Source organism: Paenibacillus glycinis, assembly GCF_009909185.1.
GTDB lineage: Bacteria > Bacillota > Bacilli > Paenibacillales > Paenibacillaceae > Paenibacillus_Z > Paenibacillus_Z glycinis.
Window position 1 is genome coordinate 1 of the sequence record NZ_JAAAMV010000034.1, and the last position, 13,316, is coordinate 13,316.

Annotated in this window: 9 protein-coding genes and 2 pseudogenes; 5 read left to right on the forward strand and 6 right to left on the reverse strand. The window is 44.3% G+C overall.

Translation table 11 applies throughout. The features are described 5' to 3' along the window. Window positions 1-2,919 (forward strand): non-ribosomal peptide synthetase (locus GT019_RS29355; protein WP_161747016.1); only part of this gene is annotated, 2,919 nt, incomplete at its 5' end. A 161-nt stretch (window positions 2,920-3,080) separates the two neighbouring features. On the opposite strand, the gene GT019_RS29360 is transcribed toward GT019_RS29355, so the two are convergent. Both GT019_RS29360 and GT019_RS29365 read right to left on the reverse strand, forming a co-directional pair. Further along, window positions 3,081-3,806, reverse strand: coding sequence for an MBL fold metallo-hydrolase (locus GT019_RS29360; RefSeq protein WP_161747017.1), 726 nt, complete (start codon window positions 3,804-3,806; stop codon window positions 3,081-3,083). A 59-nt stretch (window positions 3,807-3,865) separates the two neighbouring features. Next, a complete protein-coding gene (locus GT019_RS29365; RefSeq protein ID WP_161747018.1) occupies window positions 3,866-5,353 on the reverse strand; it encodes an MDR family MFS transporter in 1,488 nt (495 codons plus the stop codon). Window positions 5,354-5,605: 252 nt separating this feature from the next. On the opposite strand from GT019_RS29365, the gene GT019_RS29370 reads away from it, so the two are divergent. The 4 genes and pseudogenes from GT019_RS29370 to GT019_RS29385 all read left to right on the forward strand — a co-directional run. Beyond that, on the forward strand, window positions 5,606-6,205 hold the full coding sequence (locus tag GT019_RS29370; RefSeq protein ID WP_161747019.1) for a TetR/AcrR family transcriptional regulator: 600 nt from the start codon (window positions 5,606-5,608) through the stop codon (window positions 6,203-6,205). A gap of 924 nt (window positions 6,206-7,129) precedes the next feature. Then, on the forward strand, window positions 7,130-8,011 hold the full coding sequence (locus GT019_RS29375) for a LysR family transcriptional regulator (protein ID WP_161747020.1): 882 nt from the start codon (window positions 7,130-7,132) through the stop codon (window positions 8,009-8,011). Window positions 8,012-8,409: 398 nt separating this feature from the next. Further along, the gene (locus GT019_RS29380; RefSeq protein ID WP_161747021.1) at window positions 8,410-9,084 is read left to right on the forward strand and encodes a Crp/Fnr family transcriptional regulator; all 675 of its coding nucleotides are present in this window, start codon (window positions 8,410-8,412) and stop codon (window positions 9,082-9,084) included. Window positions 9,085-9,102: 18 nt separating this feature from the next. Continuing rightward, window positions 9,103-9,294 (forward strand): annotated as a pseudogene (locus tag GT019_RS29385) (hypothetical protein); the annotation flags it as partial. Here the strand turns inward: GT019_RS29385 and GT019_RS29390 are convergent. From GT019_RS29390 to GT019_RS29405, 4 genes and pseudogenes are all read right to left on the reverse strand, one after another. Next, window positions 9,202-9,456 (reverse strand): annotated as a pseudogene (locus GT019_RS29390) (transposase); the annotation flags it as partial. The pseudogenes GT019_RS29385 and GT019_RS29390 sit on opposite strands and share 93 nt — an antisense overlap. Before the next feature lie 87 nt (window positions 9,457-9,543). Further along, window positions 9,544-10,497 carry a tyrosine-type recombinase/integrase gene (locus GT019_RS29395; protein ID WP_161747022.1) on the reverse strand — a complete coding sequence of 318 codons (954 nt, stop codon included), beginning with the start codon at window positions 10,495-10,497 and terminating at the stop codon, window positions 9,544-9,546. Beyond that, window positions 10,497-11,615, reverse strand: a complete 1,119-nt coding sequence (locus GT019_RS29400; protein WP_161747023.1) for a tyrosine-type recombinase/integrase — start codon at window positions 11,613-11,615, stop codon at window positions 10,497-10,499. The genes GT019_RS29395 and GT019_RS29400 overlap by 1 nt, the downstream gene beginning before the upstream one ends. Before the next feature lie 188 nt (window positions 11,616-11,803). Then, window positions 11,804-13,315: a tyrosine-type recombinase/integrase gene (locus GT019_RS29405; protein ID WP_161747024.1), complete on the reverse strand. Its 1,512-nt coding sequence runs from the start codon at window positions 13,313-13,315 to the stop codon at window positions 11,804-11,806. Window position 13,316: the final 1 nt, after the last annotated feature.

Consider the following 13,316-nt stretch of genomic DNA (forward strand, 5'->3'; position numbering starts at 1 on the left):
GGCGAGAAGACGTTCGCGTCCTTCCTGCAGGAAGTGAAGGCATGCACGCTGCTCGCCTTCGAGCATCAAGAGTACCCGTTCGAGGAACTGGTGGGGCAGCTGGAGCTGCCGCGCGATCTGAGCCGGCATCCGCTGTTTGACACGATGTTCATCTTGCAGAATACGGAGCGCGGGGGGCTGGAGCTGCCGGGACTGCGCATTGCGCCGTATGAGCAGGACCATCACGCTGCGAAGTTCGATCTGACGCTGCAAGCAGCAGAGAGGGAAAATGCAATCGACCTCAGCATGGAGTACAGCACGGCCTTGTTCAAGGCGGAGACGATCCAGCGGATGGCTGCCCATTTCCGGCAATTGTTGGAGGCGGCGGTGAATGATCCGCATAGGGTAATCCGGGAAATGGATCTGTTGAGCGAAGCGGAACGGCAGCAAATCCTGTTCGACTTCAACGCAACGACGGCAGACTACCCGCAGGACAGTACAATCCACGGGCTGTTCGAAGCGCAGGCGGAACGAACGCCGGACAACATCGCGGTCGTATTCGGCGAGCAGCAACTGACCTACCGAGAATTGAATGAACGAGCCGACCGACTGGCGCGCGTATTGCACTGTCAAGGTGTAGAGGCAGATCGGGTCGTCGCTATCTTGGTTGAATCCTCGCTCGAGATGGCAGTAGGCTTGCTAGGAATTTTGAAAGCTGGCGGAGCGTATCTGCCAATCAACGCTGATCTTCCAGAAGAGCGAATCCGATACATGCTGGAGGACAGCGAAGCCATTTGGATCGTGACACAGGCGAAGCTTGCCTATAAGGTGAATTACGGATTGCCCGTAACGCATATTGAGGATGCTGTCAAAATGGATGGGAGCGAAATTGAAGCGAATGCAGTCAGCGGGCGGATGAAAGATATTTTGGAAACGTCAGGCACGCTGGCATATGTGATTTACACTTCAGGAACAACGGGCTTGCCGAAAGGAGTACTGGTCGAACATAGGTCGATTGCCAACTCCCTTCAATGGCGAAGAGCGTCGTATCGCTTAAACGAACATGATGTCATCCTGCAGCTGCTCTCGTTTGCATTTGACGGATTTTTGGCAAGCTTCTTTAATCCGTTATTGTCAGGTGCGCGCGTTATTTTGCTTCCAGAATCCGAGACAAAGGATGCGGACGCTATTTGCCAGGCAATTGCCGAGCAGAAAGTAACGATGTTGTTCAGCATACCGTCGCTTTACCAGGTGATTATAGAACAGTTGCAAGCAGGAGACGCTTGTTCGCTGCGTCACGTTACACTGGCTGGCGAGGTAAGTCCGCGGCGACTTGTGGAAGAGAGCTTGGCGAAATATCCGCAGGTAGTTCTCGCTAACGAATACGGACCAACGGAGAATAGCGTCGTCTCGACTGCGGCACTACGTCTGAGCAAGGAAGCGGAATTGACCATCGGCAAACCGATCAGCGGGGTACAGGCGTATATCGTAGATGAGTATTGCCGTCCAGTGCCGATTGGCGTAGCCGGAGAACTCTTAGTCGGCGGTATTGGTTTGGCCCGGGGATACCTGAACCGGCCAGAACTTACAGCGGAGAAGTTCATACCGAATCCGTTTATCCCAGGCAAACGAGTGTATCGAACAGGAGACCTGGCACGTTGGCTTCCGGACGGGAATATTGAATACTTGGGCCGAATCGATTATCAGGTGAAGGTTCGGGGATACCGAGTTGAGTTGGGAGAGATCGAAGCACGGCTGCTGCAGGTGGAATCCGTGAAGGAAGCCGCTGTCATCGCTATCGAAAATGAGCTAGGACTAAACCAGCTATGCGCCTATTTGGTTGTGGAAGAGGATTTTAAAATAAACCAGTTTCGAGCTGAACTGGCGCAAAAGCTGCCAGGCTATATGATACCGGCGCATTTCGTGCAACTGGTGGAGTTACCGCTGACGCCAAATGGCAAGCTGGATCGCAAAGCGCTGCCGGCTCCGGGAGGCGACGTATCAACCGGGATCTTGTACGCGGCACCGCGCAACGAGACAGAACAAGTGTTGACGGAGATATGGAAAGATATTCTCGGCGTGGTCCAAGTAGGCATACATGATAACTTCTTCGAGCTCGGGGGGGACTCTCTACTGATAATGAGAATGGTTCGACAAATTCATCTTAGAATGAACCATGATGTCACTTTAAGCACCGTATTCGCTCATTTGACCATTGCACAGCTAGCCAAACAACTGATGTTCTCTTTTCGCCTCAAAAGAAGGATCGAATGGAATTCACAACATCACAATAAGTTGTTTTGTCTTCCGCCTATAATTGGTTATGGGGTGGGATACGCCGAGATGGCAAAGGTGCTCAAGGACGTAACGGGAGTCATTGCCTTCGAATTTATTGAGGAAGAGGACCGGATGGAACAATATATTTCCATGATCGCGCGTATACAACCGGAAGGACCTGTTTGTATTGCCGGATACTCGGCTGGCGGCAACCTTGCCTTTGAACTGGTCAAAGCGCTGGAAAGTCATGGTCGCGAGGTATCCGGACTAATCTTGATTGATTCGAAACTAAAGGATTTCCATCAGTCGGATGAATCTGTTTGGTCAAAAGCGGAATGGGACGACTATTTCAGTGTCCATGCATACATGGCATCCTATCGCGAACAAATTGAGCATAAACACAAACAATACAAAACCTATGTCGATAATTTGATTAACGAAGGCCGGATTCGCGCAGATATTCATTCAATTCAAAGCGATAAAATACCACTAGCGCCGGTACAGGTGCAGGAGGATAAAAGCAATGCATGGGGAAGCATGACAACCGGGATTTACCGAACATATGCCGGCACCGGCCAGCATCATAACATGCTGACAGAAGCCTATATAGAGCACAATGGCGGGTTAATCAAACAGATTCTCTGCAGTCTAGGATTAAATTAATTTACTCGTTAGAAAAGTGCTTTGACATTAGCGTCGAATATAATAAATCTCAAGTTGCCTCGCTATCCTGTTATGGGAATAGCGAGGCGTTTTCATTTTTGCAGGATATAAGCCCTATTTAATTTTCAAGCTGTCTATTACGCAGGTTTTTCTCTTCACCTCTATATCCCGTCCGTCAGCGCGGCAATCCGTTCGTTCACATAGCCTTGTAATTGCCCGCCATGAAAGCAGATGACCGTTTCAATATCGTACGCCTTGAACTTTTTTAGCGATTGAAGAGCGGTTGTCATATCAGGAGTCAAGGCTTCTCTTGGGCCGAATAGTTTCCCGTTCTCGATCACCATAGCATCGCCGGCAATCAGAGTCTTGCTTGACACATGGTAGAGGCAAACATGCCCCGGCGTATGGCCAGGCGTATGGATAACCTTGATTCCGCCTGCGAATGGCAGTGTCTCTCCGTCAGCCATTGTACGAGTAACATTTTCTTTCGTAGGCTTAACGAAAGCCGCTTCGAATTCGATGCGTGTTTTTTCAGGAAGTGCGCCTAGGAGCCCTGCCAGTCTCGCCAGCGGTACCTTAACCATCGGCTGCTTCCCATCAATAACGGCCTTATCCGCTTCATGGGCATAAATATTAAGCTGTGGATGGTTCGCTTTAAAGGTCGGTAAGCTTCCGATGTGATCGATATCATTATGGGTTAAAAGGATTGCGCTTAAGTGAAGTTGACCAATGTCTGCATGCTTGACAAGCTCCAGTATAGCCGGGGCGGAACCAGGCATACCTGTATCAACCAGCACCCACTGCTCATGATCGAATAAAACGGTAGGACAGAACGTCATAGATCCCCAATGTAGCTCCAACATTTCTATCCCTGCTGCAATTCGCATAACACTGCCTCCTTTTCAAACGTGCTATTCTCCAACGCCGACTTTTGCGCGTGCCTAAATTAATGGCCTGGCATCATTGGCATTTCTGCTTTTTCTGCGTCTGCTCCTAATGCGCGTTTTGGCTTTGACAACAGGAAACCGATCAACGTACCAACCACGCTAACAATTGTAAGGACTAGGAAGGTATGCCCGTAAGAGGATGCCGCCACATGAGAAGCGATTGCCGGCGTAATATCAGCCGGATTCGCAATCCCTTCCTTTAGCATATAGTGCTCGGTTTGTCTTGCCAGAATCGTTGCCGCGCCTGCTACCGCAAAGGAGGACATGACTTGTTGGGCTGCATTGGTCAGCGATGTTACACGGCTTACGAGTTCAGGAGGAGCGGATTGAATAACATGCGTATTCAGCGGCATAAACGAAAGTCCCATGCCCGCTCCAATCAAAATAAGAGGCAGCATATACGAGCCTACCGTTGCATCGGACGAAATATTGGATAGCAGGAAGGCACCTACCGATAAGAGGGCAAGACCAATCATCACAAGCGGGCGGGCACCGATTTTATCAAACAGTTTGCCGCCAATTGGCATCAAGACCGCTGTTGCCAATGCCTGCGGAAGTAGGATCAACCCCGTATCAAACGCAGAGTAACCTTTGGCTGTCTGCAGGAAGAGAGGGAACAGGAATAAAGTACCGAAAAGCGCAATCTGGGATACCCATTGGACGAGAATCCCTTTGGAGAAATCAGCCGATTTGAAGACTCGAAGCTCAAGTAGCGGCTGCTTGCGGTTCAATTCCACGATAACAAAGAAAATGAGTGCAGTGCCGCCGATGATTAGACCGATCAGTGTTTTTGCAGAGCCCCAGTCCGTCCCGCCTTCGCTGACGCCGTAAGCAAGGCCGGCAAAAGCCAGCGGAGCAAGAAGCATGCCAAGCACGTCAAGCTGTGGAACCGATTGACGAGGTAAAGCAGGCAGGGTACGCAAGCCAAGCATAATCGCCACCGCGCCAACGGGGATGTTAACGATGAAAATCCAGTGCCAAGTTGCATAGTCGACCAGCCAACCGGAAAGTACCGGACCAAGAGCAGGTGCGAGAAGCATCGGAATGCCGATCATCCCCATTACCGCGCCTTGTTTGCCGGGGGGGCTCAGACGGTATGTAAAGGCTATTGCAATCGGGGCAACCATACCTCCGCCTAGACCTTGAATAATACGGTACAGAATTAGTTGATCCGCGGTTGTTGCAAATGCACAAAGCGCAGATCCCAAGGTAAAGAGAACGATTGAAGTTATGTAGATATGCTTTGATCCAAAACGATCAGACAACCATCCGGCAAGCGGAATAACGGCCGCCTGCGCAAGCGCATAACCGGTAACGGTCCATTGGATGTGCGATAAGGTGGCTCCACCGAAATCCTCGCGCAGTTTGGGTAGCGCTACGGTCATCGCCGTACTGTCGAGGATAACCATGAACATCCCCACGATGATGGCCAAGAGCGGCACTAGAATGGTCTTGATAGACGTGGCGCTTTTTGTTTCATCCGTCATTTCTAATCTCCTCCTCATACAAAATATTTCTTACCTGTCTGGTCATTGTGAACATTCTTGTTGCGATAGCGGATTCACCACTGGATAAGGATTCAGAATGACGTCTTGACCTGTGAATCATCCGGCAGTACACTACAAATGGCATAAATGCATCGGACAATTGTCCGCAACCGTATGATATCGGACAATTGTCCGCATGTCAATATTAGCCAAGCTGTTTTGTTTTTGTGGAAGAAATGGAGGGGGCGCGGATTGGTCGATAAAAAAAAACACTCGCAAGAGATAAGCAAACTTATTTTGCAAGCCGCGCGGTCTCTATTCGCCGAACATGGCGTCGAAGAAGTCAGCATGCATCAAATTGCCAAATCGATTCAAATCGGACAAGGTACCTTGTACCGCCGTTATGCAAATAAAGCGGACTTATGCTTGGATTTGATGATTGAGACATTCGACGGCTTGGTGGAGGAGATCAATCGGTTGCTCGAATCAATGAAGGAGCTTCCCGTAAAAGACAGACTCGTTGCCGTTGTACGGCACGTGCTTGCTTTCTACCACGAGCAATTAATCTGGCTGAACGTAATCAAGAACAGTAAGCCCAGCAAGCAGGACGATATGTACTTTTTCGATAATCCGTGCTATGGCAAACTAAATAAGATTTATTGTTCGCTGCTGGAGGAAGCGCAACGCAAGAAGGAGCTTATTCCGTTGACGCCTGCTTTCACCGCGCATCTGCTTCTCAGCGCAATACTTCCTGAATCCCTCATATACAATTCCAAGGTGCTGGGCTATTCGATCGACCAGATTGCCGATCAATATTGCGGCACCTTCATAGACCCGCTTTTCAAGCCATAAAACCCCGACAGTCCAGTAGGCTGGCGAGGTTTTCGTTACGTACGGGATTCGTGTAGCTGCCCTTCAATATGGAAAATGCATCAGAGCCGACCATGAAAAATGGCGGCTTTTTGTTTTTTGGAACTACAGCTTTAGAAGGGCGAAAGTGATCATTCCATGGCTTCTTCAAATTGCTATAACACATAAAGTGAATTTGATTCAGGCGTGGCTGTTTGTTAACAGTCAGAGGTTAGGGATGGTGCAAAATGAACAGAACATTGCGTTTATCCCAAATAGTTGACTAAGCAACCGTAGTTGTGTGACAAAAGTTACGGTTAAAACTTATCTTTTCTGATAGGATCGTAACTGAAAGTTCATCAAACAACAGAGCATACTTTTAAGAAACAAGAGATTAGGCGCATGAAAATCGCCATCGTCACTGTATACGCCAACCGTATTATAATCATTTATCTATGACTATCCGCGGACCGATAATGAATTAATTCTTATATCAATTGCTTACGCATGACAGCTTAGTTGTGAACTGGGGATGCCGCACATGCTGAAAAGTAGGGTTTTCACCCTGCTCAATCCAGCCGTTTGGACCAGTTCCGCTTAATTACCGGTAATGGCAATCACATGAAAACCAACTATGCACAACCTAGTTAGACCAAGATTGTATTTTCAACGCGTTGCAGTTTTATTTCATGATTAATTTATGCAGGATGGAAGATTTAAAAACGTATCCACGTTGTGCATATATGAATGGCGGCACTTCATATAAAGGGATTTATAGTCCGCATTTCTTAAAACAAAATCTTGGTTATCATTAATGAGTACTTAGTGGACAAGTCAAATCTCTTGTGTACTACCCGCCAATTGAGAATTACAAATACATTGCTACATATGTGGTTGATGGAAATCAAGATTGGAGGGAATTAGGTTATGGTCGATTTTGAATGGTATAGAAGCTTTATTGCTATTTTTAAACATAATTCGGTTTCGGTGGCTGCTAAGACTCGGATGATGACGCAGCCGACGATGAGCCAACACCTCGCCTCTCTTGAGGCGGAAATTGGTGAGTTATTATTCACTCGTACAACGCGAAAGCTGTCTCCTACCGAACGCGGCAAGCAGCTTTTTTCTTTTTTATTGCCACATATTGAATCACTAGAAGAAAAGACGATGGAATTAAAATTGCGTTTTTCTCCTAAAATGAAGACGATTAAAATCGGAACAACACCAGAGTTATTCAATGATAATATTATGGCTCGCATGTCTCGAATGGATTTGAAGACAATCAATTACTTTGACGATGCTGATCAATTACCGGAACTTCTGAGCGAAGATCGTGTAGATATTATTATAACGACCAAAAAGTTTCTGACGCCTGGTATTGAATATGTCCGGCTTAGGGAGGCGCATTTTGTTATTGTTGTTCCGATCGACTTAGATGTCCCGGAATTTGCGAATTTAAAAGAGAAAGAACAATGGCTTTTGAAGCAACAATGGATTAGCTATGGTCTTGAACTTCCTATAATTCGATGGTATTGGAAGGAATTCTTTAAGACAAGCCCGCAGATTACACCAATCCATGTCATACCTAATATGCATTTAATCTTAGGAGCGGTAGGAGAAGGTTTAGGTGTAAGTCTTCTTCCGACTTATATGTTAAAGGAGGATGAAACGACTGAACCAAAATGGAGAACTTTGTTTGAACATTTGAACATTCGTAGCGATGTACTAATTGGCTTTCAATCCAAACACAAGCACGTATCTGTCATTAATGAATTTATCAAGAACATATGCGAACCCAATTTGATGTGAAATAGGTAGTTAATAACAATAATCTATCCTGATTCATCCTTTTATGCAGAAGACGTCTAACAACTCAGGCCCATTAAGTACCTGCGGTGTTCATCCTTCAATTATAATTTTTATAGATCATCTTTTTAAAAAGAAATACGATGCTAAATCTAAAAGGTCCTTGTTGCTTGATGAAGCAATGGGGGCCTATTTATGTAGCGAAAAACTCAGCCATGCAGCCATAATGTAATGGTCATTCCATAAGGATTATTAATAAGGAAATTGTTTAGGAATTGTATGATTCGTAAATGACTATTATCAGTAATGAGTTTTAGTTGATGCCTGTGTGACTTTTGTCACTGAAATCGAATTAACTTTTATGTTAGCATTTAACGAAATAAATTAAGGAGTTGAAAAATTTGATCCAGTCTGAGGATGTAAAGCAAATTCTTTCATTTTTCCCCTCCATGGCAGACATCAAAAAAGAGGATTGGAACCAGAGTGGTATCAATCTCATACAAATGGAGCCCAATTATATAATTAAAGAGGGCCAATTATTAGAATATGTCATTATGATTCTGGATGGTACCGTTAGAATGTACAAAACAAGTAGCAATGGAAGGGAAATCACATTGTACCGAGTTTATAGCGGAGAATGTTGTCCGTTAATGACTTCAAGCATTTTGAGTATGTCTGAGTTTGAAGCATCGGCGTGTGTAGAGACGACTGGTCTTGCCTTAATGATACCTGCGGATATTTTCAGAGACTGGGTGGATCGTTATTCGAAATTTAGACAATTTATCTTTAAATCATTAGCCAAACGGATTATAACCTTGGCTACTTTATTAGATAGTGTTTATTTCAAAACCATTCGCGGAAGAGTAGCGGAGTTTCTTATTCAATTGTCTGACAAAACCGGTAAAGCGGATACTTTGCACATTACGCATGATAGCCTATCGGTAGAACTGGGTACTGCACGAGAAGTGATCAGCAGAACGTTGAAGTATCTTGAGAATGAGGATGTTATTAAACTATCTCGGGGAAAAATAACAATAATAAGCCGAGGGGCGCTCGAGGATTGTGCTGATTGGTAGAGCGCGTTCAGACAGGATTCTTCGTTCAAATCTTGGGTCTATCGGATTGCCTCCAACCTGTGCTTGGACAAACTGAGACAATCTAAACGCCACGCGCTTCCCGTTGACCTGTTCGACCCGGCCGTCGCCATCGTTGATGAGCGGGACAATCTTATTGGTTACATTCGAGATGAGCGTTGGAGAGACGGCAATGCCGTAAAGATTAGCTAGATGGTCTTGGATCTCGCATGTGCTTACACCCTTGGCGTAGAGCGCTACAATTCGATCCTCGATGCCCGTTACGTTGGACTGATGCTTCTTGACCACGATGGGTTCGAACTCGCATTGTCGGTCTCGTGGTATGCTGATTTCCTGCTAGCCGTATTCGCTGACAAGCGTCGGATTGCACTTCCCATTAAGGAGAGCTAAGTGCTTTATCCAATTCACCCATTTTTAATTTAAACAGTAAGGACCTTGTTTTTACTCGATGAATGTTGACCACTCCGACAGTTGTAATTCATCAATCGTAGCTGTAGGTAAGTAACGCAATGTTGTTTCAACATACTTGTGTCGCAATTGCCTTTGAATAATGGAAATATCAACATTTCGGCTTATCAACAGCGCAGCCATGGTATGTCTTAAACAGTGAGAAGTTATTCTAGGTATCTCAGCTTTTAAGCAGAGCTTTTTTAGTATCTCGTTCAACGTCAGATGATTAAACTTTTTTCCGTTAGCGGAGAAGAAGACATTCGAATTTCCAGCGTCTTGCCACTTCTTATATGTCGGGTGGCCTAGATAACGCTGTAGAGCTAAGCTTAATACTTTTGGCATGTATACCGTAGTCGCTTTCGTCTTCTGCCCGCGATCTACGTAAATCATATTTCGTTCAAAGTCCAATTGCTCGGCTGTCAATCCTCCAATTTCATTTCTTCGTAAACCGGTTGTGAACATTAATAATAACAAGACGTTATGTTTTTGAAAGAAGGGGTCAGACCTATCCAGTAACTTGGCTGCGCTAAAGAGCTTGTTGCAGTCTTGGATAGAAATTCCCCTGTCGGAGACTTTTGCATTATAATACGGATTCTTGTAATGAGCCATCGGATTATGTTTGATAAACCGCATGTCTTTTAGAAAAGCGAAGAAGTTTCCTAATGCACTAACTGCCATGTATAGGCGACTTCTTGAGGTTTCAATTGATTCTAGATAACTAAAGTAGTTGTTGATGAAACGTTCATTAATGGGTAGATAAGTGCCATCCTCCGGGTAATAGATGAATTTATCAAAATCCAACTCCCCTGTGAACCCTTTTTCAACAACAAGATACTGCCCGAACTTAATTAACAGGTAGGAATATTCATTTAAAGTTCTTTTTCTGACATCAGCATGCATTTGCCATTGCTTGAAGTAATTCGATCCGGATAGTACATTTTTCATCATTCATCCCCTATTTCTTTGGCGAATGGATGCCGCTCAATCGCTTTACTAAGTTGATTATTAAATAGATCCAAGTAGATGGCAGTTGATTTGATATCTTTATGACCGAGCAGCTTGGAGATTGTAAAGATGTCGAGACCCTTCTCGAGCCCATAAACAGCAAAGCAATGCCTGAGAGTGTGAACGTTGTATGGTCTTCTCCTGCCATTACGGATTTTGGGAATTGACTCACACTGGTCATAAATATTCGCGACAAAGGTTCCGATTGTCCTTGAATCTAACGGACGATTACCGTTGCTTGCAGAGAAGATGTATAACTTTCTATACTCTTCGATGGGTAACTTTAGCTTTTGGGAACTATATGTGAAGTTAATATAATTTTGAATTAACGCAATTCCAAGTAAGTTGATCGTCCGAATTACTTTGATTTTTTCATTGCCTTTTGGAATTACCGCCAGCGATTTATCGTCGGCAACTAAATCTCCGATCTGAAGCTGTATAAGCTCATTCAGTCGTATACCTGAGGTTAAGAATGTCATTAGAATGGCATGGTTACGTAAACCGTTCCTAGTTGCAGCGCTCAATCTGAGTACTTCAGACAACTGGACTAGCGTTAATGGTTTGGGTAAAGAATCAATAGTCACTTCGCTGTCCCGCCTCCAATTAAGTTTAAGGATTTTATTCAAATCATCTAAATTCTCATTATAAAAATGTTTAAGTGAAACCTTAAACAACGTTCTTAGAAAGGCGCTCTTTTTCGATTTAGTATGTATATGAGAAAATCTATCGAGGTAGCTAACTAAATAAGAAGGTTCAGTGACTTCTCTGAGGGTAGCCCCCGTCTCAAAAGTGCATTTGACATGATGGCTGAATTGGCTGAGTTCAGAAACGTATGTTTTCTTTGAAGACGTACTAAGGCCAAGGAAGCTCGAGGATGATAAATAATAGTTAGCAGCTTCTTCAAAAGAGGGATTATATTGCTTTTCCTCGATTATGGAAGGAACCATTCCCATTTCTTGCAAAACTTTTTCTATCATCTCTGGGGAGTAATTAGAAATTACATTTTGTAGCTCCGTACGCAAACCGCTTAATGGTGAATTACGTTCAATGATTGGCATTGGATATCCTCCTAAGATTAGTAGACAATTCATTCGTAAATTGCTATTATAAGCACATTATAGAAATACTGGTTTGCTTCGCCGTTATAAATTTTCGGAGAAGCAGGGGATGGCTTATCAGCCAATTAGAACAGCATTTTTTGGAGACATTCACTTTGGGTATGTCTTTTTTGTGTTGTCAGTCTAAATTACGTTAAGTTGTATTTAATTCGCTCAATGGCCTGTTGAAGAGACTTGCGACTTCGATGGATGTATATACTGGTGCTTGCAGGCTTTACATGTCGAGCCAATTTCATTAGTAATTTTGGCGTACATTGTGGATGTTCTGACAACCTGGTGATATAGGCATGCCTGAAAAGGTGAAAGCCACCTCGTTCATAATTCCAACCGGCCATAAGACAATAGAGTCGGTGAAAACGAGTTAGTTCACTGATGTAGCTTTTCGGGGCCTTGTCGACGATAGGGCCATTCGTACCAAGTGTGTAGGATTGGCAGAGGCTTATTATTTGTTTGGGAAGTGGCATGATGGAATAATTTCCATCCTTTCCTTTAATGGAGAGACTCCATGTGGAAAAGTTGAAACTTTCCCAACTTAAATTAACGGCCTCTGCTATACGAAGCCCGAGATGTAATAATAGGCTATAAATCAGTAAATGGACCGAGGGGTTTGGAGAATAGGTTCGGACAATATCGAAAAACCGTAGTAGTTCTTCATTGTTAGGAAGCTCCCTATAATGATAGTTCTCGAACGGTAATCCTTTGACATCAAATGCAACATCATCTTTGATGAGTCCCATGCGATGCAGAGATTGAAATAATGACCGAACATAATAGAAATCAGTACTGACGCTTTTATCATCTTTTAGCTCAATAGAAATTCGTCTTTTCAAGTAAAGACGATATTCAAGCAAATGAGGCTGTTTAACAAGATGAAGCGGGATGCTATTGGGATTGAAGTCGTTGAACTCGACATAACATTGGCAAAGCCATGTTAGAAATTCCCGGCATGCCTTGCTGTTATGGTAAGACTGCTGAGCCCCTCCATTCATTTTAAGAGCGAGCAAATGCTTCTCGACTAGTGGATGGTTAAATGGAGGAGTGGCAGCCCTTTTATGCACGGGAAGAGTAAGTTCCAGGAAGGGTTGGAAATGGTTGAATAATGATTGGAGTATCTTTGCATTTGATTGACTCAATTTAACATGACGTGCAAATGCAAGATATACCTCTTTATTCGAGAGAACCTGACTATCGATGATTTCAGAAGTAATTTGGAGTTGCTTGGTGAGATAAGCGATAAATTCCCTAATGATGAGATATCGCTGATGGAGTTCAAAAGGATGCATTTTGGAATGGTTATTAAGCCAATTAATAATGCTCGTATTCTTCAACTGGCATAATAGATTGCGCAAGATCCATTCGTTAATGCCATTGGGGCCTAAGTAAGGAGAGGGTTGTTCCTTATGGAAATCGATCGCAAACAAGCTGTCCAATAAATCCACCACCTTGAATCTGATATTAGTTACATTTTGATCAGATTCCTGGGAAGTTAAACATTCTACGGACTTAATTTGCGTAGAAGGGGTATTCCACGGAAAAACTTTCTCTTCCTGATTCTCCGCGGGTTGCTTTAGTTGCTTTGCAAATTCGTCCATGATGGTGGACAGATCGAATGTTTCGTTTGTATCAGGTTGATTTTCCATA

Bases quoted from the DNA above. Each gene is read 5' to 3' on its own strand.
- GT019_RS29405 (WP_161747024.1), bottom strand. From the start codon at position 13,315: ATGGAAAATCAACCTGATACAAACGAAACATTCGATCTGTCCACCATC.
- GT019_RS29375 (WP_161747020.1), top strand. From the start codon at position 7,130: ATGGTCGATTTTGAATGGTATAGAAGCTTTATTGCTATTTTTAAACAT.
- GT019_RS29360 (WP_161747017.1), bottom strand. From the start codon at position 3,806: ATGCGAATTGCAGCAGGGATAGAAATGTTGGAGCTACATTGGGGATCT.
- GT019_RS29395 (WP_161747022.1), bottom strand. From the start codon at position 10,497: ATGAAAAATGTACTATCCGGATCGAATTACTTCAAGCAATGGCAAATG.
- GT019_RS29400 (WP_161747023.1), bottom strand. From the start codon at position 11,615: ATGCCAATCATTGAACGTAATTCACCATTAAGCGGTTTGCGTACGGAG.
- GT019_RS29365 (WP_161747018.1), bottom strand. From the start codon at position 5,353: ATGACGGATGAAACAAAAAGCGCCACGTCTATCAAGACCATTCTAGTG.